General features: G+C 48.6%; 19 protein-coding genes and 1 CRISPR repeat array. Of the genes, 16 read left to right on the top strand and 3 right to left on the bottom strand.

Annotated elements, in window-relative coordinates; genetic code table 11:
- Positions 1-78: 78 nt before the first annotated feature.
- Positions 79-774, bottom strand: coding sequence for an aquaporin Z (gene aqpZ, locus D9738_RS22795; protein ID WP_130205247.1), 696 nt, complete (start codon positions 772-774; stop codon positions 79-81).
- A gap of 425 nt (positions 775-1,199) precedes the next feature.
- Between aqpZ and D9738_RS22790 the strand changes: the two genes are divergently transcribed.
- A complete protein-coding gene (locus D9738_RS22790; RefSeq protein ID WP_130205249.1) occupies positions 1,200-2,858 on the top strand; it encodes an ATP-dependent endonuclease in 1,659 nt (552 codons plus the stop codon).
- Here D9738_RS22790 and D9738_RS22785 read toward each other — a convergent pair.
- Positions 2,855-3,811: a VirK/YbjX family protein gene (locus D9738_RS22785; RefSeq protein WP_130261265.1), complete on the bottom strand. Its 957-nt coding sequence runs from the start codon at positions 3,809-3,811 to the stop codon at positions 2,855-2,857. The two genes, D9738_RS22790 and D9738_RS22785, sit on opposite strands and share 4 nt — an antisense overlap.
- A 151-nt stretch (positions 3,812-3,962) precedes the next feature.
- Between D9738_RS22785 and macA the strand changes: the two genes are divergently transcribed.
- Positions 3,963-5,078, top strand: coding sequence for a macrolide transporter subunit MacA (gene macA, locus D9738_RS22780; protein ID WP_130205251.1), 1,116 nt, complete (start codon positions 3,963-3,965; stop codon positions 5,076-5,078).
- Positions 5,075-7,021, top strand: a complete 1,947-nt coding sequence (gene macB, locus D9738_RS22775) for a macrolide ABC transporter ATP-binding protein/permease MacB (protein ID WP_130261264.1) — start codon at positions 5,075-5,077, stop codon at positions 7,019-7,021. Before macA ends, macB begins: the two co-directional genes overlap by 4 nt.
- 72 nt (positions 7,022-7,093) lie before the next feature.
- On the opposite strand, the gene cspD is transcribed toward macB, so the two are convergent.
- On the bottom strand, positions 7,094-7,318 hold the full coding sequence (gene cspD / locus D9738_RS22770; RefSeq protein WP_064530179.1) for a cold shock-like protein CspD: 225 nt from the start codon (positions 7,316-7,318) through the stop codon (positions 7,094-7,096).
- Between the two features lie 149 nt (positions 7,319-7,467).
- Here cspD and D9738_RS25310 point away from each other — a divergent pair, with 149 nt between their 5' ends.
- The 13 genes from D9738_RS25310 to D9738_RS22705 all read left to right on the top strand — a co-directional run bounded on the left by D9738_RS25310 (position 7,468) and on the right by D9738_RS22705 (position 24,575).
- Positions 7,468-7,542 carry a hypothetical protein gene (locus tag D9738_RS25310; RefSeq protein WP_214251107.1) on the top strand — a complete coding sequence of 25 codons (75 nt, stop codon included), beginning with the start codon at positions 7,468-7,470 and terminating at the stop codon, positions 7,540-7,542.
- A gap of 98 nt (positions 7,543-7,640) precedes the next feature.
- Complete coding sequence (gene clpS / locus D9738_RS22765; RefSeq protein ID WP_000520781.1) at positions 7,641-7,961, top strand: ATP-dependent Clp protease adapter ClpS; 321 nt, start codon at positions 7,641-7,643, stop codon at positions 7,959-7,961.
- Between the two features lie 30 nt (positions 7,962-7,991).
- Entirely contained in the window at positions 7,992-10,268 is a 2,277-nt protein-coding gene (clpA, locus tag D9738_RS22760; RefSeq protein ID WP_130205255.1) for an ATP-dependent Clp protease ATP-binding subunit ClpA, read from the top strand.
- Between the two features lie 212 nt (positions 10,269-10,480).
- Positions 10,481-10,869: a CRISPR direct-repeat array (repeat unit 28 nt; unit sequence GTTCACTGCCGTACAGGCAGCTTAGAAA).
- A gap of 171 nt (positions 10,870-11,040) precedes the next feature.
- Positions 11,041-12,024 (top strand): type I-F CRISPR-associated endonuclease Cas1f, encoded by a 984-nt coding sequence (gene cas1f / locus D9738_RS22755; protein WP_130261263.1) that lies wholly within the window; start codon positions 11,041-11,043, stop codon positions 12,022-12,024.
- Complete coding sequence (gene cas3f, locus D9738_RS22750; RefSeq protein ID WP_130261262.1) at positions 12,021-15,254, top strand: type I-F CRISPR-associated helicase Cas3f; 3,234 nt, start codon at positions 12,021-12,023, stop codon at positions 15,252-15,254. The genes cas1f and cas3f overlap by 4 nt, the downstream gene beginning before the upstream one ends.
- Before the next feature lie 327 nt (positions 15,255-15,581).
- Positions 15,582-16,889, top strand: coding sequence for a type I-F CRISPR-associated protein Csy1 (csy1, locus tag D9738_RS22740; RefSeq protein ID WP_130261261.1), 1,308 nt, complete (start codon positions 15,582-15,584; stop codon positions 16,887-16,889).
- Positions 16,886-17,809, top strand: coding sequence for a type I-F CRISPR-associated protein Csy2 (csy2, locus tag D9738_RS22735; protein WP_130205263.1), 924 nt, complete (start codon positions 16,886-16,888; stop codon positions 17,807-17,809). The genes csy1 and csy2 overlap by 4 nt, the downstream gene beginning before the upstream one ends.
- Before the next feature lie 10 nt (positions 17,810-17,819).
- Positions 17,820-18,821, top strand: coding sequence for a type I-F CRISPR-associated protein Csy3 (gene csy3 / locus D9738_RS22730; protein ID WP_130205265.1), 1,002 nt, complete (start codon positions 17,820-17,822; stop codon positions 18,819-18,821).
- A 10-nt stretch (positions 18,822-18,831) separates the two neighbouring features.
- Positions 18,832-19,386, top strand: coding sequence for a type I-F CRISPR-associated endoribonuclease Cas6/Csy4 (gene cas6f, locus D9738_RS22725; protein WP_130261260.1), 555 nt, complete (start codon positions 18,832-18,834; stop codon positions 19,384-19,386).
- A 380-nt stretch (positions 19,387-19,766) separates the two neighbouring features.
- Positions 19,767-20,309 (top strand): fimbrial protein YehD, encoded by a 543-nt coding sequence (yehD, locus tag D9738_RS22720; RefSeq protein WP_130261259.1) that lies wholly within the window; start codon positions 19,767-19,769, stop codon positions 20,307-20,309.
- 53 nt (positions 20,310-20,362) lie between these two features.
- On the top strand, positions 20,363-21,043 hold the full coding sequence (locus D9738_RS22715) for a fimbrial assembly chaperone (RefSeq protein WP_130261258.1): 681 nt from the start codon (positions 20,363-20,365) through the stop codon (positions 21,041-21,043).
- A 14-nt stretch (positions 21,044-21,057) separates the two neighbouring features.
- A complete protein-coding gene (locus D9738_RS22710; protein WP_130261257.1) occupies positions 21,058-23,544 on the top strand; it encodes a fimbrial biogenesis outer membrane usher protein in 2,487 nt (828 codons plus the stop codon).
- A gap of 11 nt (positions 23,545-23,555) precedes the next feature.
- Positions 23,556-24,575, top strand: a complete 1,020-nt coding sequence (locus D9738_RS22705; protein WP_130261256.1) for a fimbrial protein — start codon at positions 23,556-23,558, stop codon at positions 24,573-24,575.
- Positions 24,576-24,850 lie beyond the last annotated feature (275 nt).

Here is a 24,850-nt window from a genome sequence, read left to right as displayed (position 1 = left end):
ATTTTGACGCCACCAACACCCGTGCGGTTTGTAACGTCGGTGATAAAACAATCAGGGCAGATAAAATGCCAATGCTAATTAATCGCGTTTTTCCAGCAGGGTCCGGTAAATCAGACCACCAATAATACCGCCGACAATTGGCACTACCCAGAAGAACCACAGCTGTTCTAACGCCCAGCCGCCCTGGAAGATGGCAACTGCGGTGCTGCGCGCCGGGTTAACGGAAGTGTTAGTCACCGGAATACTGATTAAGTGAATCAAGGTTAACGCCAGACCAATCGCGATCGGCGCAAAGCCTGCCGGCGCGTATTTGTCGGTTGCACCGTGGATCACCAGCAAGAAACCGGCACTCAATACCAGTTCAACCACCAGCGCAGAAAGCATGGAATAGCCGCCCGGTGAATGCTCACCATAACCGTTAGAAGCAAAGCCGCTGGCCGCTGCGTCAAACCCAGCTTTACCGCTGGCGATTAAATACAGCAGTGCCGCCGCAACAATACCGCCGATAACCTGGGCTACCACGTAACCAACGACTTCTTTTGCCGGGAAACGGCCACCAGCCCATAAACCAATAGTGACCGCCGGGTTAAAATGACCACCAGAAATATGACCGACAGCGAAGGCCATGGTCAGCACGGTCAGACCAAACGCCAGTGCAACACCGGCAAAGCCAATACCTAATTCCGGGAATGCTGCTGCAAGCACTGCGCTACCGCAGCCACCAAATACAAGCCAGAAAGTGCCAAAACATTCTGCTGCTAATTTTCTGAACATATCCACCTCAATTAAAAATTGACCCTGTGAAAAATATGGTCGTTTTATCGGGTCGTCGTAAAAAAGTGACGACAGAAATAATGCGTGGGTATTTTAAAAACGAAGACGAGCTATTCGCCAGATAAATAAATCCAGTAATTTTGATTTAGGGCAATAGTCAGTTCCCTCATATAGTCATTTGCCTGATTGACAGTGTAGTGCAAACCACGAAATTAAACCTTTGGGGGTAATAAAAATAATCCACAAGGTTAATTATTTGATTTCATTGTTTTTTCGGGAGAAATCAGCGAGAAGGCATCTGACACAATTATTCGCTCATTTTTCAGACATTTGCCATGCTTAATTGTGATGTCATCACGTATTGCTACTGCCTTTCTCGTTATACTGCTGGGGTAAAGGATAAGTTACATATTTCTGGAGGGGATATGATTCTTGAGCGCGTTGAAATTGTGGGCTTTCGCGGCATTAATCGATTGTCATTGATGCTGGAACAAAACAACGTCCTGATTGGGGAGAACGCGTGGGGTAAATCCAGTTTACTGGACGCCTTAACCCTGCTGTTATCGCCAGAGTCAGATCTCTACCATTTTGAGCGCGACGATTTTTGGTTTCCGCCGGGGGATATCAACGGGCGAGAACATCATTTGCATATCATCCTGACCTTTCGTGAGTTGCAGCCAGGACGGCATCGGGTGCGCCGTTATCGTCCGCTGGAAGCGTGCTGGACGCCATGCACCGATGGTTATCACCGCATTTTTTATCGCCTGGAAGGGGAAAGTGCGGAAGACGGTAGCGTGATGACGTTACGCAGCTTTCTTGATAAAGACGGTCATCCGATTGATGTCGAAGATATTAACGATCAGGCGCGTCATGTGGTGCGTTTAATGCCGGTTCTGCGTTTGCGCGACGCCCGTTTTATGCGCCGCATTCGCAATGGAACTGTACCAAATGTACCCAATGTGGAAGTCACCGCGCGCCAGTTGGATTTTCTCGCCCGCGAGTTATCCTCACACCCGCAAAATCTCTCCGATGGGCAGATTCGCCAGGGGCTTTCGGCAATGGTGCAACTGCTTGAGCATTATTTCTCGGAGCAAGGGGCCGGGCAGGCGAGATATCGCTTAATGCGTCGGCGAGCCAGCAATGAGCAACGGAGCTGGCGTTACCTCGATATCATCAACCGGATGATTGACAGACCAGGGGGGCGTTCGTATCGGGTCATTTTACTCGGTCTGTTTGCCACTTTATTGCAGGCAAAAGGGTCATTGCGACTGGATAAAGACGCGCGTCCGTTATTGCTAATTGAAGATCCAGAAACCCGCCTGCATCCGATTATGCTTTCCGTTGCCTGGCATCTGTTGAATCTTTTGCCTTTACAACGTATTGCTACCACCAACTCTGGCGAGCTGCTTTCGTTAACTCCAGTGGAACATGTTTGCCGCCTGGTGCGTGAATCTTCTCGTGTTGCCGCCTGGCGTCTGGGGCCAAGTGGCTTGAGCACCGAAGACAGCCGCCGCATCTCTTTTCACATTCGTTTTAATCGTCCGTCATCGCTGTTTGCTCGCTGCTGGTTGCTGGTGGAAGGGGAAACAGAAACCTGGGTTATCAACGAACTGGCGCGCCAGTGTGGACACCATTTCGATGCCGAAGGGATTAAGGTCATTGAGTTTGCTCAGTCTGGGCTAAAACCACTGGTGAAATTTGCCCGGCGGATGGGGATTGAGTGGCATGTGCTGGTCGATGGCGATGAAGCCGGGAAGAAATATGCCGCAACGGTGCGCAGCCTGCTGAATAACGATCGCGAAGCTGAACGTGAACATTTGACAACGTTACCGGCGCTGGATATGGAACATTTTATGTATCGCCAGGGGTTTTCCGACGTGTTCCATCGCGTGGCGCAGATCCCGGAAAACGTGCCGATGAATTTGCGCAAAATTATTTCAAAAGCGATCCATCGCTCTTCCAAGCCCGACCTTGCCATTGAAGTGGCAATGGAGGCCGGACGTCGTGGTGTGGACTCCGTACCGACGCTGCTGAAAAAAATGTTCTCACGCGTGCTGTGGCTGGCGCGCGGTCGGGCTGATTAACCGCAAAACATCCTTGCCATCTGCGGCTGAATAGCGTCAAGCATCTCGTAGCGTCGACGGTATTCAGCCCGTTTTTTACTGGCGATATCCACAATCTCTTTTCGTGCTATCTGACCTGGAAGGCGGTAATGGCGTTCAGCGTCGCATTCGCCACCGACCGATTCCCAGAACGCGTTATAGTCAGCATGGATTTTTCCTTCCTTATCGCGATAACGCAGGCTGCGGTAAATATGTGTTTCATTGCTGACAGCAATAATTTGTTCGACCTGTAAGCGTTGAGCGAAGAGGCAGACCGCTTCCATCACGAGTCGTTTGGGAAATAGCCCGTGGCAGGCTTTCGTCGCATTCTGGATCTGTTGGTGTGGAATTTCCCATTTCGCACCTTGCAGCCCGCCTATAAATAACGTCCTTTTCCCCTGATACTCACACAGTGTAAATGTGATCTCCGCCAGAGGAATACCTTCGCTGTTGCGGAACAGAATTGTGCTGTCACCTTCCTTATCCATTGAGATCATCATGGTCAGTTCAAGCGTGAACTGCTCGCCGTTTTTTCCTTCCAGCTTCGCAAGTTGCAGTCCCGGGGTGTTCAAATATAAGCTGAACTCTTCCGCCGACATGCACGCGCGCAGCAACGCATAATGGTAACGTAACGCCTCCAGCAATTGCTTACGGGTCATATTCACGGCAAGGTAAGGGCGATGCAGGCGAACCGGCAGGCGCGGCTGACGCGTTAACAGCGTTCTGAGATTAGGCCAGTGGGAGAGTTCGTTCATCCACTCAACGCTTAAACGCGGCATAATCAAAGAGCGCAGCAAAAATTTCTGGCGAAACCGACGGCGATGCCAGAATTTACCCGGCCGCCACTGACCCCCTGCCAGATTAAGGAAAAGAGACATGCTGCTAAGAGATTCAGATGGTGTAAATGCTCGTTCAGTGATCTGAGACATATTCATAAAATCAATGATTATACGTAACACCGATTTCACCATCGGGCATCTTAACCAAACATCAATCGTATAATTACTAACGTAAATTTTAGATTTTTGTTGATGTTTCGTTGAAGTTGGCAGCCCCGTGCGCGCATATGGAGCATTCAGAGTATTTATGAAAAAGCGAAAAAACCTTAAGAAGCGTTACGCTATTGCGCTGGTGATAGTCATCGCTGCGCTGATTGCGTTGTGGAGAACACTCAACGCGCCCGTGCCGACTTATCAGACATTGATTGTCCGCCCCGGTGATTTGCAGCAAAGCGTGCTGGCGACCGGAAAGCTGGACGCGCTGCGTAAGGTTGACGTGGGCGCGCAGGTCAGCGGTCAGTTGAAAACGCTGTCGGTGGCGATTGGCGATAAAGTAAAAAAAGACCAGCTTTTAGGGGTTATTGATCCTGAACAGGCTGAAAACCAGATCAAGGAAGTGGAAGCGACACTGATGGAGCTGCGTGCGCAAAGGCAACAGGCAGAAGCAGAACTGAAACTGGCACGGGTGACATACTCACGCCAGCAACGACTGGCGCAAACGCAGGCGGTTTCGCAACAGGATCTCGACACCGCAGCGACGGAGATGGCAGTTAAACAGGCGCAAATAGGCACTATCGACGCGCAAATCAAACGGAATCAGGCGTCACTCGACACGGCGAAAACGAATCTCGATTACACCCGCATCGTTGCCCCGATGGCAGGTGAAGTTACGCAAATCACCACTCTGCAAGGGCAGACGGTAATTGCCGCACAACAAGCGCCAAACATTCTGACGCTGGCAGATATGAGTACCATGCTGGTGAAAGCGCAGGTGTCGGAAGCAGATGTCATTCACCTGAAACCCGGTCAAAAAGCCTGGTTCACCGTGCTTGGCGATCCGCTGACGCGCTACGAGGGGCAGATTAAAGATGTGCTGCCGACGCCAGAAAAGGTCAACGACGCCATTTTCTACTACGCCCGTTTTGAAGTGCCAAACCCCAATGGTTTACTGCGCCTGGATATGACTGCGCAAGTCCACATTCAACTCACTGATGTGAAAAACGTACTCACCATTCCGTTGTCGGCACTGGGGGATTCGGTTGGTGATAACCGTTATAAAATCAAACTGCTGCGTAATGGCGAAATACGCGAGCGCGAAGTGACGATTGGCGCGCGCAATGACACCGATGTTGAGATTGTCAAAGGGCTGGAAGCGGGCGATGAAGTGGTGATTGGTGAGGCCAAACCAGGAGCTGAACAATGACGCCCTTGCTCGAACTAAAGGATATTCGCCGTAGCTATCCTGCTGGAGACGAGCAGGTTGAGGTGCTAAAGGGCATCAGCCTGGATATTTATGCGGGTGAGATGGTGGCAATTGTCGGTGCTTCGGGCTCCGGTAAATCGACCCTGATGAATATTCTCGGCTGCCTGGATAAAGCGACCAGTGGAACCTATCGCGTTGCCGGCCAGGATGTTGCCACGCTGGACGCCGATGCGCTGGCGCAGCTTCGTCGCGAGCATTTCGGCTTTATTTTCCAGCGTTACCATTTGCTTTCGCACTTAACCGCCGAGCAGAACGTTGAAGTACCCGCCGTTTATGCCGGACTTGAGCGTAAACAGCGATTGCTGCGCGCTCAGGAGTTGCTGCAACGACTGGGGCTGGAAGACCGTACAGAGTATTTTCCAGCCCAGCTTTCCGGTGGCCAGCAGCAGCGTGTCAGTATTGCTCGTGCGTTAATGAACGGTGGGCAGGTGATCCTCGCCGATGAACCTACCGGCGCACTGGACAGCCATTCTGGCGAAGAGGTGATGGCGATATTGCATCAGCTGCGCGATCGCGGGCACACGGTGATTATCGTTACCCACGATCCACAGGTTGCGGCTCAGGCGGAGCGGGTAATCGAAATTCGTGACGGCGAAATTGTGCGTAATCCTCCCGCCATTGAAAAGGTGAATGCCGCCACGGGGACGGAATCGATAGTCAAAACGGCGTCTGGCTGGCGGCAATTCGTCAGTGGTTTTAATGAGGCGCTGACGATGGCGTGGCGGGCGCTGGCAGCGAATAAAATGCGCACCTTACTGACCATGCTGGGGATTATTATTGGTATTGCGTCGGTGGTTTCTATCGTCGTGGTGGGCGACGCCGCCAAACAAATGGTGCTGGCGGATATTCGTTCTATTGGTACGAATACTATTGATGTCTATCCCGGGAAAGATTTTGGCGATGACGATCCGCAATATCAGCAGGCGCTAAAGTACGACGACTTAATCGCCATCCAAAAACAACCGTGGGTCGCCTCTGCCACGCCCGCTGTCTCGCAAAACCTGCGCCTGCGTTATAACAATGTTGATGTTGCCGCCAGCGCCAACGGTGTGAGCGGCGATTATTTCAATGTCTACGGCATGACCTTCAGCGAAGGGAATACCTTTAACCAGGAGCAACTGAACGGCCGCGCACAGGTGGTGGTTCTCGACAGTAACACCCGTCGCCAGCTTTTCCCGCATAAGGCCGATGTGATTGGTGAGGTCATTCTGGTTGGTAATATGCCTGCGAGAGTCATCGGTGTGGCGGAAGAAAAACAGTCGATGTTTGGTAGCAGTAAAGTGCTGCGCGTCTGGTTACCTTACAGCACCATGTCCGGGCGGGTTATGGGCCAGTCGTGGCTGAACTCCATCACTGTAAGAGTAAAAGAAGGCTATGACAGCACCGAAGCGGAACAACAACTCACCCGTTTGTTGTCGCTGCGCCATGGCAAAAAAGACTTCTTTACCTGGAACATGGACGGCGTCTTGAAAACAGTCGAAAAAACCACACGTACTTTACAACTGTTTCTGACGCTGGTGGCGGTGATTTCGCTGGTGGTAGGCGGCATTGGCGTTATGAATATTATGCTGGTGTCAGTAACGGAGCGGACGCGGGAAATTGGTATTCGCATGGCTGTTGGCGCGCGTGCCAGCGATGTTCTGCAACAATTTCTGATTGAAGCCGTGCTGGTTTGCCTGGTGGGCGGCGCGATGGGGATAATGCTGTCGCTGTTAATTGCCTTCACCCTACAGCTTTTTTTACCCGGCTGGGAGATAGGTTTTTCTCCACTGGCGTTGCTGCTGGCGTTTTTATGCTCAACCGTTACGGGCATTTTATTTGGCTGGCTACCTGCACGAAATGCGGCACGGCTGGATCCAGTGGATGCTTTGGCGCGAGAGTGATTTTTGAGATAAAAATGCCAGCCGATCGGGCTGGCATTTTGCCTTTAGGATGTACACAATGAGACAGAAGAGCTATGCGACTGCTACTTCTACTTCGACGGGCACAATAACACTGGCGTGATTGCCTTTTGGCCCTTGGTGGACATCAAACTGAACAGGTTGTCCAGCTTTTAGCGTTCTGTAACCATCCATCTGGATGGTGGAATAATGAGCGAAAATATCTTCGCCACCGCCTTCAGGGCAGATGAAACCGAACCCTTTGGCGTTGTTGAACCACTTAACAGTACCCTTTTCCATGCTTCGACATCCTTCGCAAATCTTATATAAGTAAGATGGAATAAACCGGGGTCAGAGAGGGGGCAGTTCAAAACCTCGCCAACTCTTGAAATACAATTTAGAGAAATGGGGCGAGTCGTCAAGCGTTTGACAGGGGCCAGGGGGTAGGTATGCATCAAAAATTTGAAGCAGTTAACGCTATTGACAGTAATGTCACTGATGTCGCTTATACCAACGATAGATGATAATTATCTATCATGTGGAGTAGATTGGTCAGGCAAATACGCTCTTGTCAGCGGCAGAGCGTTCTGCCGGTAACCGTAACCGAAGATGATAACTGACAATGGGTAAAACGAACGACTGGCTGGACTTTGATCAACTGGCGGAAGAAAAAGTTCGCGACGCGCTAAAACCGCCATCTATGTATAAAGTGATATTAGTCAATGATGATTACACTCCAATGGAGTTTGTTATTGACGTGTTACAAAAATTCTTTTCTTATGATGTAGAACGTGCAACGCAATTGATGCTTGCTGTTCACTACCAGGGGAAGGCCATTTGCGGAGTCTTTACCGCTGAGGTTGCAGAAACCAAAGTGGCGATGGTGAACAAGTACGCAAGGGAGAACGAGCATCCATTGCTGTGTACGCTGGAAAAAGCCTGAATGCAGGTATAAAAATTGGGGGAGGTGCCTATGCTCAATCAAGAACTGGAACTCAGTTTAAATATGGCTTTCGCCAGAGCGCGCGAGCACCGTCATGAGTTTATGACCGTCGAGCACTTGTTACTGGCATTGCTCAGTAACCCATCGGCCCGGGAGGCGCTGGAAGCGTGTTCCGTGGACCTGGTTGCGCTCCGTCAGGAACTGGAAGCCTTTATTGAACAAACCACACCTGTTCTGCCCGCCAGTGAAGAGGAGCGCGACACGCAGCCGACCTTGAGTTTTCAGCGTGTATTGCAGCGTGCGGTCTTCCATGTTCAGTCCTCCGGTCGCAGTGAGGTTACCGGTGCGAATGTTCTGGTCGCTATCTTTAGTGAACAGGAGTCGCAGGCGGCGTATCTGTTGCGCAAACATGAAGTCAGCCGTCTTGATGTGGTGAACTTTATTTCTCATGGCACGCGTAAAGACGAGCCATCTCAGTCTTCTGAACCAGGAAACCAGCCGAGCAGTGAAGAACAAGCTGGTGGGGAGGACCGTATGGAGAATTTCACGACTAATCTGAACCAGCTTGCACGCGTGGGCGGAATTGACCCGCTGATTGGTCGTGAGAAGGAACTGGAGCGCGCCATTCAGGTTCTCTGCCGCCGCCGTAAAAACAACCCGCTGCTGGTTGGGGAGTCTGGCGTCGGTAAAACTGCGATTGCTGAAGGTCTTGCCTGGCGAATTGTTCAGGGCGATGTGCCGGAAATCATGGCTGACTGTACGATTTACTCTCTCGATATCGGCTCCCTGTTAGCAGGCACCAAATATCGCGGCGACTTTGAAAAACGGTTTAAAGCGTTACTCAAGCAGCTGGAACAGGATACTAACAGCATCCTGTTTATCGATGAGATCCATACCATCATTGGAGCGGGCGCAGCGTCTGGCGGGCAGGTAGATGCAGCCAACCTGATCAAACCGTTGCTCTCCAGCGGTAAAATTCGCGTGATTGGATCGACGACCTATCAGGAGTTCAGCAACATTTTCGAGAAAGACCGTGCTCTGGCGCGTCGCTTCCAGAAAATCGATATTACTGAACCGTCGATCGAAGAAACTGTGCAAATCATCAATGGCCTGAAACCGAAGTACGAAGCGCACCACGATGTGCGTTATACCGCGAAAGCGGTGCGTGCGGCGGTGGAGCTGGCGGTGAAATACATTAACGATCGTCATCTGCCGGACAAAGCGATTGACGTTATCGATGAAGCGGGCGCTCGCGCACGTTTGATGCCGGTAAGCAAGCGCAAGAAAACGGTGAATGTGGCGGATATCGAGTCCGTGGTAGCCCGTATTGCACGTATCCCTGAGAAGAGCGTTTCTCAGAGTGACCGCGATACGCTGAAAAATCTTGGCGATCGCCTGAAAATGCTGGTCTTCGGTCAGGATAAAGCCATTGAAGCGCTTACCGAGGCCATCAAGATGGCGCGTGCGGGTTTAGGTCACGAACATAAACCTGTTGGTTCATTCCTGTTTGCTGGTCCAACCGGGGTCGGGAAAACCGAGGTGACGGTACAGCTTTCCAAAGCACTGGGTATTGAGCTTCTGCGCTTTGATATGTCCGAATATATGGAACGTCATACTGTCAGCCGCCTGATTGGTGCGCCTCCAGGATACGTTGGTTTTGATCAGGGCGGTCTGTTGACCGATGCGGTCATCAAGCATCCGCACGCGGTGCTGCTGCTGGACGAAATCGAGAAAGCGCATCCGGACGTATTCAACATTCTGTTGCAGGTGATGGACAACGGCACGCTGACCGATAACAACGGGCGCAAGGCCGATTTCCGTAACGTGGTACTGGTGATGACCACCAACGCCGGGGTGCGTGAAACCGAGCGCAAATCCATTGGTCTTATCCAGCAGGATAACAGCACCGATGCGATGGAAGAGATCAAGAAGATCTTTACGCCGGAGTTCCGTAACCGTCTTGACAACATTATTTGGTTCGATCATCTCTCTACAGACGTGATCCACCAGGTGGTTGATAAGTTTATCGTCGAGTTGCAGGTTCAGTTGGATCAGAAAGGTGTTTCTCTGGAAGTGAGCCAGGAAGCGCGTAACTGGCTGGCTGAGAAAGGTTACGACCGGGCGATGGGCGCACGTCCGATGGCTCGTGTGATTCAGGATAACCTGAAAAAACCGCTCGCTAACGAACTGCTGTTTGGCTCGCTGGTGGATGGTGGCCAGGTGACAGTCGCGCTGGATAAAGAGAAAAATGAGCTGACCTACGGGTTCCAGAGTGCACAAAAGCATAAACCGGAAGCCGCGCATTAATCAGACTGTTAAGTAGGTTGGTGAAGTCCGTAATCTCGTCAGGGGTTACGGACTTTTTGTTTATGGGGTGGGGGAAGTTCGGACCCTTTTTTTGATGATGATGGTAAGTTGTTGATAATTAATGCTGCTGAAAGGTAAGAATAAAAAAGGGTTGCAGCAGGAAAATGAGATGGTTTTGCTTTATTAACAACGGGCTAAACGTGTAGTATTTGAGTTCACTGCCGTACAGGCAGCTTAGAAAGATATCTGATGCTGACGACGGATGGAGAATAAGTTCACTGCCGTACAGGCAGCTTAGAAAGCCACTTCCTGAAACTTAGCCGGGTTGTTACCGTTCACTGCCGTACAGGCAGCTTAGAAAATAAGCCGCTCCTCATAACATGAGCGCGAATAGTTCACTGCCGTACAGGCAGCTTAGAAAGCTGGTCCCCAGCCTCGTAGGCGCTCTCTATAGTTCACTGCCGTACAGGCAGCTTAGAAAGCATCACGCTGGGTAAATTCCCCGATCTAACAGTTCACTGCCGCACAGACAGCTTAGAAATGTTGAGCAATGTAATCGGGGTCAGATGCATCGTTCACTGCCGTACAGGCAGTTTCACAAATACGATGATGGCAGAAATTTAGCTGCGTTATGGCGCTCTCAACTCCGAACCATTAGCCGCAACGTGTAATAACAATTGTGATAATTGCGATAGAAATCAATTTCTCGCACAGAAATCAATGCTGTACTAATCCTAGCTCCTTCAAATAAAAATAATCACAGGATGTGTTTATGTCTTCCAATTATCTTACTCCATCTGACCTCAAAACCATTCTCCACTCTAAACGCGCCAATATTTATTATCTGGAAAAATGCCGGGTGCAGGTGAATGGTGGGCGAGTGGAATATGTTACCAGTGAAGGTAAGGAGTCGTACTACTGGAATATCCCCATTGCGAATACCACGGCATTGATGTTGGGGATGGGAACATCCGTTACTCAGGCGGCGATGCGTGAATTTGCCCATGCCGGGGTGATGGTGGGCTTTTGTGGTACGGATGGCACGCCGCTGTATTCGGCAAATGAAGTTGATGTTGATGTCTCCTGGTTCAGTCCGCAAAGCGAATATCGTCCTACTGAATATCTTCAGCAGTGGGTTTCTTTTTGGTTTGCTGAAGATAAACGACTTGCCGCCGCGAAACGTTTTCAGTTAATCCGCCTGACACATATCGATAAGCACTGGACCAGCGCGAAAATGCAGCGTGAACACGCCTTTCAGCCTGATGCTAATGCACTGCAGACCCTACTAAATCGTACTCGTGAAGAAATAGACGCGGCAGAAAACCATGCGCAGCTTATGCTCGTAGAGGCCAAATTGACCAAAGCACTCTACAAAATGGTGAGCCAAACCGTGGGCTATGGCGACTTTACTCGCGCAAAACGGGGCGGTGGGATTGATATGGCTAACCGCTTCCTCGATCAGGGTAATTATCTGGCTTATGGGCTGGCAGCAGTGGCAGCGTGGGTAACCGGGATCCCGCACGGTTTAGCAGTAATGCACGGTAAAACACGTCGCGGTGGCCTCGTTTTTGACCTTGCCGATCTGATTAAAGATGCCCTGGTTATGCCACAAGCATTTATTGCCGCAATGGCGGGAGAAGATGCTCAGGAGTTTCGTCAACGCTGCATCAATATCTTTCAACAAGCGGATGCGCTGGATGTCATGATCACCTCTTTGCAAGATACGGCCCAGGCACTGGCTAAGGCTGATCAATGAATGTTCTGATTATCTCGCGCTGTACAAAAAACGCCCGTGTGGAAAGCTGCCGTATTATTGATCAGTTTGCTGAACGTACAGGTGATGCCGCATGGCAAACGGTGATTACTCTGGAAGGCGTTAATACACTCCGCCGTTTACTGAGCAAAACAGCCAGGCGAAATACCGCAGTGGCATGTCACTGGCTGAAGAAGAACGGGCAAATGGAGTTGATGTGGATTGTGGGTAATATTCGTCGTTTTAATGCTCAGGGGCGCGTTCCCACGAATCGAACAACCCAAAGCAGCCTGGTGAACAAGGAAGAAAATCGCTGGCAATGCGCGGAGAGCATTGCGCTGCTGGCGGCTATCGCCGGGTTGTTTCATGATTTTGGTAAAGCAGGACGCAGCTTTCAGCAAAGCCTGACCCATAAGAGCGCACGCAGTTATCAACCTTATCGGCATGAATGGATCTCACTGCGGCTTTTCCAGGCGTTTGTTGGTGAACAGCCAGACGATGTGTGGCTGGAGAAACTCGGGGAATTAACGGCAGATGATGAAGTTGCGATTCTTGAACGTCTACAAAAAGACACACCTCATTTTTCAAATAGTCCATTCAGTTCGCTGCAACCGCTAGCCAAGACGGTAGGTTGGCTGATCCTTTCCCATCATCGAATGCCGGAGAATCTTTCTTCACAGCCGGAACAATCATGCAAAGGGTGTGAAAGTTGGCTGGAGAAGCAACTGAATGCTGACTGGAATGCCGTTAACCACCGCAAAAATGACTGGACGCAACAGGATTTTGAGCACGTCTGGCAGTTTCCATCAGGAACGCCGCTTCAAAGCGCGAGCTGGCGGGAAAAAGCGCGTCAGATTTCTCGCCGGGCAAGCAACGCGCTCGGTTTAAAGACATACGGGCAGATGGAACAGTTGTTCCCCTTACATATGGCGCGTTTTTGCCTGATGCTTGCCGATCACTACTATTCATCTAATGACGCGCAGCAAAAATGGCAGGACCCGGAATATATCGTCTGGGCAAATAGCGATCGCCAAAGCGGCACGCTCAAACAACGGGTAGACGAACATCTTGTGGGCGTCGCGCATCATGCGTATCTGCTTGGGCGGCAACTGATGCACACACGGGCATCGCTTCCGGCAATTGCCCGACATAAAGGTTTTAGCCAGCGGGCCACAGATGTGAAATATCGCTGGCAAGATAAAGCCTGGGATGTGGCGCGAGCGCTACGTGAACGAAGTCGTGAAGAGGGATTTTTCGGCGTCAATATGGCCTCGACGGGTTGTGGTAAAACCTTTGCGAACGCCCGCATTATGTATGCACTTGCCGACGAGCGAGAAGGGTGCCGATTTACCGTTGCGCTGGGATTGCGCACGCTGACTTTGCAAACCGGCGATGCTCTGCGCAGCCGGCTTGGACTGGGTGAGGATGAGCTGGCGGTACTGATTGGTTCGGCGGCAGTTAAGCAACTGTGGCAGCAGGAAAAAATAGACAATGATTACGGAAGTGCTTCGCAAGAGTCGCCAATAGAGGAGCTACAGTTCGTTAAGTACGAAGGCAGCCTGCATACCGGGGCGCTGGAAAAATGGTTGAAGGATGACAGCAAACTTAAGGAGTTAGTTAGCGCACCGATTCTGGTCGCGACGATTGATCATCTTATTTCTGCGACCGAGGGTGTGCGTGGCGGGAAACAGCTTCCGGCAATGTTGCGCCTGTTAACCAGCGATTTAGTGCTCGACGAACCTGATGACTTTGATATTGCCGATCTTCATGCGGTATGTCGTTTGATGAACTGGGCCGGGATGCTAGGAACGCGGGTATTACTCTCCTCGGCGACGCTACCTCCAGGGCTGATTCAGGCGTTGTTCGCGGCTTATCTCGCCGGGCGTAAAATGTGGCAGACGTCTTGTGGTACCAACGGCAGGCCCGTCAATATCTGCTGTGCCTGGTTTGATGAAAAAGATGCTGATGCAACGCAAATTTGCGACGGGCCTGGGTTTCGTGATGCACATGCCAAATTTGTTGCACGGCGAGCGGTGATGCTGGCTGAAAAAGAGCGACTGCATTTCGGGCGTGTAGCTTCAATTTCATCTGCATCAAGCGCGATACAAGACGTTACCGAAAGAGTGGCCCAGACGGTGCATACGCAAATGCTGAAGTTGCATCAGGCGCATCGCCAGCGACACGAAAGCGGTAAAACCGTTTCGCTTGGCCTGGTGCGTTTCGCGAATATCAACCCACTGGTTGCGGTGACCAAAGCCCTGATTGCCATTCCTTCACCAGAAGATGTCTGCATTCATTACTGTGTTTACCATTCCCGACACCCGCTGGCGGTGCGTTCAGATATTGAGAAGCGGCTGGATCGCGCTTTTACTCGTCATAACGAACTCGATTTCTGGAGCAACGAAGATATCGCAGATGCCTTACATAACAGTCCGGAATCGCACCATCTTTTTGTGGTGTTGGGGACATCGGTTATAGAAGTGGGGCGTGACTGGGATGCGGACTGGGGAATTATTGAACCAAGCTCCATGCGTTCGATTATTCAATTTGCCGGACGTATTCAGCGCCACCGTAGAAATGTGCCGACCAGTGAGAATCTGGTTATTTTGCGTAGCAATATCAAATCATTGCAGAAAAAAGCCCCCGCATTTTGTAAACCAGGTTTCGAAACAAAAGAACACTTGCTGAATAGTCACGATATTTGCGAGCTGATTCCGATCGCGGACTACCGGACGATTAACGCCTTGCCGCGGATCCTGTCTGCCAATAATGACAACAAACTGGCGGAGCTTGAGCATGGTCGTTTATCCGCCGAATTAATGAGCAGTAAAAGCAAACATGTGGTGGCGGCGCAATGGTGGCGTGCACCGCTAAGCTGGAACGGCTGGATGCAACGCCAGACGCCATTTCGTTATTCCCCTTTGCCGGAGGCGGTGTTTTTTTTGCATATGGATGATGAAGAAAGCGAAGCGCGTTTCTATTCCCGCACGGGCGACAACGAGCGTAAAGCGCAAGGGAATTTCAGGCGAGAAGAGGTGAGATGCGCCAGCGGCGTCGCTTGCTGGGGCGTGATGGATTACCGACACGTTTTGTTGAATTTAGCTGATAAGCAAGGTTGTGAAATACAGCGTGTTGGAGAAATGTTTGCTGAAGTGAGAGTACCGGCCAGTGAAGAAGATGCAGTCGATGACTGGCGTTATCACCCGTGGTTAGGGGGGTTTCGCGCCCCGTGAAGGGGCGCGGGCTGCCTGTGCGGCAGTTTACAAGTCCGTATCCGGAGATACCTCTATTTCTTAGCTGCCGATGGCAGTGCGTGAATGTTAGCCATTAAATCATTGCGTGGCAAATAGTGAATTATGTTAATATAACGCCAGGTGATTACATGTGGCGTAGTTAAATTAAACCGAAGATAACTCTAGGATGATAATTCATGTTAATCACCACGGGCGTTGCCCCTTTTGCTGTATGCGTCGTTGTACTGAAGCCATGTTGGGCTACGGAGATTTTTCAGTGAAGTCAGGGAGCAACTTCAATTTGATGGATTAACGATAGGAGCCGAGATGGAAAAAACGGCGCTAATACAATTTATTACTAACTACATCGCTTCGCGAAGGCAACCCAAAATCGAAGCCTTTGAAAAAGAAGCAGCAAAGCGACTGGAGCAGGGCGAGGACGCCAGCGTTATCGCTCTGGAGCGACAGGAACTCGAAGCACGCTACCTGCCACGTAACTGGTTAACGGATGCGGCAAAGCGTGTTCGTTCTATAAGGATAATCTCCCACGGGGCAAAATATAGTAATGGTGACTCCAAAGCATATGGGCGTTATTTGGAGAAATTCGTCAGTGAGGGATATTTAAATACAGCATCACTGGCAATTATTAAAGAGGATGCTGAAGGTAACGCAGCCTTTTTTGATGTTGCAAAACTACTGCTAACGAAAGTCAACGGTGATTCATTACTCGCCAGTTTAAAACGTGGCGATTATCAATCATTAAATGCCTTTGCGTTGGATGTTGAACAATTAAAACAATGGGTTGAATGCTTTGGTGAAGCATCCACTTCGGAGTGGATAAAAGCGCATAAACTTTCGAAGCAAATCTATTTCCCTGTCGATGATGGCTATCATCTGCTCTGCCCGCTGTTTTCCAGTTCGCTGGCACAGGTGATGTATGAAAAGCTAACCGCCGTGCGCTTTAGCGAGGAATCAAAAGCTATTCGCGATGCGCACAAAGCAGGTAAATGGCACTCACAGCCAGATATTCGTTTCCCGAATCTTGCAGAGATGCATTATGGAGGTGGAAATCAACAGAATATCTCGCTGCTAAACAGTGCCAGAGTTGGCCGAGTCTGGCTGTTGCCGTCAATGCCACCTACCTGGGAGACGCTGGATCGCGCACCACAAAACATGCGCAGTATTTTTTCCCTACGCGGCGATTTCAATCGGGCGGCTTCAGGCATCATAGCCCGGATGACTTACCTGCTGAAGGTTGACACAAATAATGTTCATATCCGTACTGCGCGGGCGAAATATATTGACGAGTTGATCGATCTGCTGTTCATGCAGGCGTCTTCATTTCAGCAAGAAAAATGGCAGGGATGGTCCGCGCAATCACCAGACTTACCTCGCCACCAACAACTTTGGCTGGACCCGTGGCGAAGCCTCTCAGATGAGACTTTCAAACAGGAGCGTGAGAAAAACGACTGGCAAGAGACGGTAGCCGATGATTTCGCGCGCTGGCTGAACTATCGCCTGAAAAAAGCCCGTTTCGATGTCGGTGCTGTCGAGCAAAGGGAGTGGCGCAGTCAGTCCCTGTTTACTCAACGGATGCGTGAAATGGAAGCCGTTTTGCAGGAGGCGCTGAAATGAGTTATCTGCTCTTGTTACCCCATGTACGCATCGAAAACGCTAACGCCGTCTCCGGGTTGACCTGGGGATTCCCGTCGATGACCCATTTTCTCGGTTATGTCCATGCGCTTTCTCGAAAAGTCGTGGATGAATTTGGCGTAAGTTTTGACGGTTGTGCGGTAGTAAGCCATGAACAGCATATTCAGGCGTACAGCTCCGGGCGCGATTTTCAATTCGCTCTCACCCGTAACCCATTAACCAGAGAAGGTAAAACCGCCTCGTTCAATGAAGAGGGCCGTATGCACCTGACGGTTTCTCTGCTGATTGAATGTAATGGCGAAATTACCAATGGTGAATATGGCAGAAAAGCTCTTTGCGACCATCTGAAAATGCTCTGCCAGAGCCACAAACTGGCGGGCGGCAGCATTGTTGACATGCGCGAACCACAGCTTTTTCATGCGCCTGAAGATGAAAAGCAACTGCGTAAAATCATCTGGCGTTTAATGCCTGGCTATGCGCTTTACGATCGCAGTGAATGGCTGGCTGAACATCACCAACAACATCCCGACATATCGTTGCTTGATGCCTGGCTTGATTTTGCTGCGATTAAATATCAGGCCGAATCTCCGGCAGAAGACAACAGCGCACAATGGGTATACCAGCCGAAGCCAATGCCTGGTTTCCTGGTACCGTTAATGTGTGGCTACCAACGCATTTCTCCTGTTTACGCACCCGGTGAAGTTGAAAATGCGCGCGATACCTCAACACCATTTGCCTTTGCCGAAGCAGTTTATGGCATTGGCGAATGGCGCGGATTACATCGTATTACTGGCTTGCAACCGCTGATGTGGCGTTACCGTACAACGGACACTGGCTACTATTGCTCGGCAATACCAGTCGTTGATGACCCTACGATTAATGAAGATGACGATACAGAATAAGGACATAATTATGGCAAAGGCCCCTGTAGCAGTAAAAACGGCGTCAGTACTGGCATTTGAGCGCAAACTGGCAACCTCTGACGCGGTGATGTACGCAGGTAACTGGCAAGGAAATGAATGGCAACCTATTGAGATTCAGGAGAAAGCCGTTCGCGGAACCATCTCCAATCGCCTGAAAGATGCAATTTCCAGTAATGCGTTAAAGCTGAATGCAGAAATCCAAAAAGCCAACTTGCAGCGGGTAGATGTGGCAGCGCTTCCGGTTAATGCGGATACGCTAAAAGTGATGTTTACGCTGCGCGTGCTGGGTAATTTATCCTCACCTTCAGTATGTAATGATATGGCCTATCAGGAGGTGCTTTCTGACGTTATTGAAGGTTATATCAGCGAACATGGCTTTAAAGAACTGGCGCTTCGCTATGCCCTGAATCTGGCAAATGGCCGTTTTCTGTGGCGTAACCGTATCGGTGCCGAGCAAATTCAGGTGAAAGTCACCGCTAACGACAAATCATGGACTTTTAACAGCCATGACTTCTCTTTACGTCAATTTGATCAGGGCCAGAGTAGTGTCACGAAACTGGCGGCAACGATTGAACAAGGATTGAGCGGAAAAGAGTGGGTGATGCTTACCGTCGAAGCGCAGGTCCGTCTTGGCGCCGGGCAAGAAGTTTTCCCGTCGCAGGAGCTGGTACTCGACAGCAACAGTAGCAAAAGTCGCGTGTTATACCAGGTGGCTGGTATTGCCGGTATCCACTCTCAGAAGATTGGCAATGCTTTACGTACCATCGATACCTGGCATCCAAAAGTTGATGAATTGGGGGCTATCGCCGTGGAACCTTACGGTTCCGTAACCAGTCGCGGTGTGGCTTGCCGCCAACCGAAAGAAAAACTCGATTTTTATACCTTACTGGACAATTGGGTGACTAAAGGGATGAAACCAGACGTTGAGCAGCAGCACTACGTGATGGCTGTGCTGATCCGCGGCGGTGTCTTTGGTGAGAAATCGGAATAAGGAGCTGCCAATGGATCACTACCTTGAGATCCTCGTTCTACCAGATCCTGAATTTTCGAGCGAAATGTTGATGGCGGCGTTATTTGCCAAACTGCATCGGGCATTAGGTGCAAGAGGGCAAGGCGATATCGGCGTAAGTTTCCCTGACGTAAATGTTATGCCAGGAGCGCGTTTACGCTTGCATGGTAGCGCCCAGACATTACAGGCGCTTGAAGCCTCAGCGTGGCGTAAAGGACTAACGGACTATTGCCAATGTTCACCTGTCACTCCCGTTCCAGAAATAAAGGGCTGGCGAGTAGTAAGCCGTGTGCAGGTTAAAAGTAACCCCCAGCGTCTGTTAAGGCGTTCAGTGAAAAAAGGCTGGCTTACTGAAGAACAGGCGATTGAGCGACTGGCGATGCAAGCTGAACAGCGGACCGACTTACCTTTTCTTAATATGAAGAGTTTGTCGAGTCAGCAACAGTTCAAATTGTTTATCCGACACGGGGATTTGCGTACAGAACCGGTTAAAGGGGTATTCAGTAGTTATGGATTAAGCGCAACCGCTACAATTCCCTGGTTTTGATTGGTTAGTTGTAATGTATAAAAGACCTGGCCTTACCGTCAGGTCTTTTTGTCTATTTCCAGCCTATTCCAGGCTGGAAATAGCATAAAGAATTCAATACCCAACACTTTCATCAGTATATGGATATTTATTTAAAACAAGCAATCCGCAATTAATTATACGTATTAATCTACCTTGTAATGACATCAAATAATGCCGAATAGTAAACAAGGTAAATGTTTTTGTGGATATTTTTTTGCTGGTTATGTGTTTTTTATAATTTGATTTGAATCACGAAAACAACTTGTTTACATTGCGATAGCAAATGTAATTTGCGAAATTCATTTCCGAGAGGACAAAGACTCTTAATCACCTGGAATAAATTAGTTAAGGAATAGACTATGAAACGTTCAATTATTGCAGTTGCAGTATTATCTTCTCTTTTTATGAGTGCAGGGGCTTTTGCAGAAGGGAATCAACAGGGGGAGTTGATTATTACCGGTAAAGTTGCAGGAACTACTTGTCAATTCACAGAAGCAACTACTGCAACAATTACAATGAACGAAATTGGTGCTGATCAATTGAACGGTCAGGAGGCAGGCTATATTCACGAAGGTTATTCAAACACAACAATTTTACCACTGAAAGTTAAATGCACAGGAGAAAAGCCACCTAAAATTACTTTCTCCAGGGACCAATTTGACGTAGGCAATAGTGGTATTACTCGTAACACCGCAGAAGAAAATGGTGCTGGTTTTGCTGTCTATTATGAGGGGGCGGACGGTCAATCTCAACAGATTAAAGGTGATGACTATATTCATTTAGTAAAAAACGACGCTAATGAATATGAGTTGAATTTCAGGGCGAAATACGCGGCAGTAGGTACTGAAGTGAAGGCTGGTGCGGTTAACTCTGCTCTGACAATGACTGTCGTGACAGATTAATACCGTGTTTATCGGCGGCTTCGGTCGCCGATTTCTCAAACAAGGATTGTTTAATGAAAAAATTAATAGCCTTCTTGCTGGCCGGCATGGTCACGCCTGCGTGGGGTGGTGTCTATATCTACGGCACTCGTGTTATTTATCCAGAACAGAAAAAAGAGATTACCGTTCAGTTAATGAATGAAGGTAATCGTAGCGCCCTGGTTCAGTCATGGATTGATGATGGCGATACCAGTCTACCCCCAGAAAAAATTCATGTTCCGTTTGTGTTGACGCCACCGGTCGCTCACGTAAAAGGGGGGGAAGGGCAACAACTCAAAATCAAAAAATTGGCGAATACACTACCAAAAGATCGCGAAAGCCTGTTCTTCCTTAATGTGCTAGACATCCCACCTAATTGCCCCGAATTAGAAGATAAGAATGGCATAAAATTCGCCATGCAAAACCGTATTAAATTTATCTACCGTCCAGAGGGGCTTACTGGCGTGGATAAGAAAAGTTTTCGTCGTCTGAGCATTAAAAATGCCAATGGCGGTATTAATATCAAAAACAACTCCGCAAACTGGATAACTATTCCTGAGTTGACCGGGAATGCAAAAATAAACAAGGAAACGTTGTTACTAGCCCCCTGGTCAGATAAGACTATAACCACAGCCTCAGCCATCAATCAATATACAATTACACTTATTGATGATAATGGAAACTATTTGAGTGAAAAAGTAAAAACCGTCAAATAGATCAGGGATTGATTATGTCTAAACTTAATTCTATTACGCTGGCTATCCTGTCGGTGTTGGCAACTTCGCCTGCATGGGCGGAAGATGAAACATTTGACACCCATTTTATGATTGGCGGATTAAATGGGGAAAAAATTTCTGACTATCATATTGATAGTGATAAGCCGATGCCCGGTATCTATGATATGGATGTTTACCTGAATAATCAGTGGCGCGGACATTATAATGTCGATATTAAAGATGATCCGGATGCAACATGTTTATCCTGGGAGCAGTTAAAGCAAATAGGTATCCTCACTGAAGGAATTAATATCGATAAAAGCGTAGAATGCGTACCACTTCGGGAAGCGGTACAGGGCGGCAGCGTCGACTATGATATTGGGCATTTTAACCTGAAGTTAAGTGTACCCCAGGCCTATGTCATTGAGTATGAACGCGGATATGTCCCGCCTGAGGCATGGGATCGCGGGATAAACGCATTATATACGTCTTATTATGCCAGTCAGTATTACAGTAATTATAAGCACGGAGGAGATAATAAAAGTAGCTATTTAAATCTGAATAGTGGTTTGAATCTTCTGGGCTGGCAGTTGCATTCAAATGCCAATTATACGAAAAGTGACGAGAGCAGCGGTAAATGGAAGAGTAACACGTTATATCTGGAGCGCGGAATTCCACAAATTCTTGGCACATTGCGTGCTGGTGAAATGTATACCGGTTCTGATGTTTTTGACTCCGTGCGTTTTCGCGGTGTACGCCTGTGGCGCGATATGCAGATGTTGCCGAACTCTAAACAGAATTTTACTCCTGTGGTACGAGGTGTTGCCCAAAGTAACGCGCTTGTCACTATCGAACAAAATGGCTTTGTGGTTTACCAGAAAGAGGTTCCGCCAGGTCCATTCGCCATTGATGATTTGCAACTTGCTGGTGGTGGTGCAGATCTGGAAGTTACCGTTAAAGAAGCTGACGGTTCGGTGTCGCGTTATCGTGTACCTTATTCATCTGTACCAAATATGTTGCAACCGGGCGTTTCGAAATATGAATTTGCTGCCGGACGTAGCCGTATTGAGGGCGCTAGCGATCAGTCAGATTTTATTCAGGGAAGCTATCAGTATGGCCTTAATAATTTGCTGACTCTCTATGCTGGCACGCAGCTGTCTGATAATTACTCATCGTTTGTTCTCGGCACGGGATGGAATACACCGATTGGTGCTGTATCGGTTGATTTTACCCATTCACACAGTGAGCAAGATAACGGTGATGTATTTAATGGTCAAAGTTATCAGATTGCCTGGAATAAATATCTCTCACAGAGTGGAACGCAATTTTCGCTGGCGGCCTGGCGTTATTCTTCTCGGGATTATCGTACTTTTAACGATCACGTATGGGCAAATAACAGGAAAAACTATAATCGAGAAGATGACTCAATTTATGATATCGACGACTATTATCAGTACGATTTTGGTCGTAAGAACAGCTTTTCTGTAAATATAAACCAGTCATTACCGGAAAAGTGGGGGTATTTATCAGTCAGCGGTCAATGGCGGGATTATTGGGAACGTAGCGGGACAGGGAAAGATTATCAACTCAGCTATTCGAACTCCTGGGAACGCCTTAGTTATACCTTGTCTGTTAGCCAGACCTACGATGAAGATAACCACGAAGATAGACGCATTAACTTATATTTCTCAATTCCTTTCTCATGGGGTGATGGAATCACTGAAAAACGACGAGATTTATTTGTTTCTAACTCGACCACTTTTGATAAAGACGGCTATCGGTCGAATAACACCAGCCTCAGCGGTGTAGCGGGGAGCCGCGATCAGTTCAGCTACGGGGCTAACTTAAGCCATCAACACCAGGGCAGCGAAACAACAGCAGGTGGAAATCTGACCTGGCGTGCGCCATTGGCGACTATTGGTGGTAGCTATAGCGAGTCGAAAAGATATCAGCAGATTAGCGGTAATATTCAAGGCGGTTTAGTCGCGTGGTCAGACGGAGTGGCATTGGCTCCCAGACTTTCCGATACGTTTGCCATTGTCAAAGCGCCGGGACTGGAGGGGGCTGCGGTGCAGGGATATCGTTACCTGACCACGGATAGCAGAGGCTACGCTATTTATGACAACCTGACGCCGTATCGTGAAAATACGTTGATGTTGGATATTGCCGACAGTAAAAGCGATGTGGCGCTACTGGGTAACCGTAAAAACACCGTTCCTTATCGTGGTGCGGTAGTGATGACGCAGTTTGAGACTGATAAACGCAAGCCCTGGTATTTCATCTCCGAACGTCCTGATGGCTCTCCGTTGCCGTTTGGTTATGAGGTTGAAGATGAAAGTGGCAATAATGTGGGCTTAGTAGGACAGGGAAGTCGGATATTTATTCGCACCAATGATGTTCCCGCGTCGATTCGCGTCTCGGTTAATAAACAGCAGGAACAATTCTGCACTATTACCTTTGATAACGTTATTGATGAGAATAAAGTTTATATTTGTCGTTAAAGGATTTGTTTATGAAGAAATATTGGTTTTTGTTTTTACTGGCTTTGCCATTTTTGGGACAGGCTAAATGTACTATCAACGGAAATTCTACTGCAATACAGGGAGTTAATTTAGACTTAACTACAGGAAATGCAACGATGACATTTTCTCCTAATCTGACGGGAGAATTTACATGTGATTCGACTAAAGATAAGTTAAATGCGCTTAAAACATTAGATAATTATGTTGTAGAAATGAAAGAAAATCAAAATAGCAACCAATCAATTTATATTAAGTTTAATCTTGATGTCGGAGATGGGTTTCCTGTTGACACGGGAGATAGGAAAACTTATTCAGTTAATGATACTATTAATAATAAAAGTATAGCATTAACAGCTTCATATATAAAATCGCCTGAAAGTAACGCAAATGTTCAAACAGTATATTCTAATTCATTCATCTTGAATGCTCCTGCGGTTGTCTTTCCATTTGAAAATGATTCAGCAACTAATTTTTGCTATCGAAACATTCTCTTTTATTTTATATGTTTGGTGAGCAATAGGTTACCAACAGATGCTGCTTATCAACAGAATTTAAATGTTAATATAACAAAACATAAACCTACAACCTGTAGTTTTTCGCAACCGACTTACGAAATAAGAATGCCAGAAACAACGATAAGTGAGATGCAATCTGCCAATAACACAAAGTCAGGTTCTATAGATCTGGTTTTAAATTGTGACAGTGTTTATAACGTCACGACTAATCCAGTGACTTTTAAAGTTGCGCGCGGTGAATGGGATGATAGTGGAACCATTCTGAAAAACACATCGCTTAATGGTGCTAAAGGGGTTGGGTTCCAGATTTATAATGGCAACGCAACGACACCGTTAAAGATGGGCGATACTCTGATGAATAAACTAACTAAAATGGCGGCCATTGAGAATCAGTACACCTTCCCGATTACCGCGAAATATGTCCGCGTGAAGGAGGAAGCACTACAGCCTGGAGAAGTCCAAAGCAAAGCCATATTTGCCGTATCCTACGACTAGTGGGTATAGTAATCAGCCACTGATTTTCACGTACTTTCGAAGAGGAAGTACGTGTTTTTTATTTAAGGCGCATTAATGCGAAAAAAAAGCCCGTACTTTCGTACGAGCTCTTCTTAAAATATGGCGGTGAGGCGGGGATTGACTCGCTTCGCTCGCCCTGCGGGCAGCCCACTCACTGCGTTCGCGGTCTGTCCAACTGGCTGCCGCAGTTGTCGAACCCGGGTCCGGGCTTCTCACCCCGCCAGGACGGGTCACATTGACTAGTCCTGATATAA

The sequence above is a fragment of the Escherichia sp. E10V5 genome (assembly GCF_004212315.1).
Taxonomy (GTDB): Bacteria; Pseudomonadota; Gammaproteobacteria; order Enterobacterales; family Enterobacteriaceae; genus Escherichia.
Note: the sequence above shows the minus strand (reverse complement) of the source record. Positions and strands in the feature narration are given on the sequence as shown.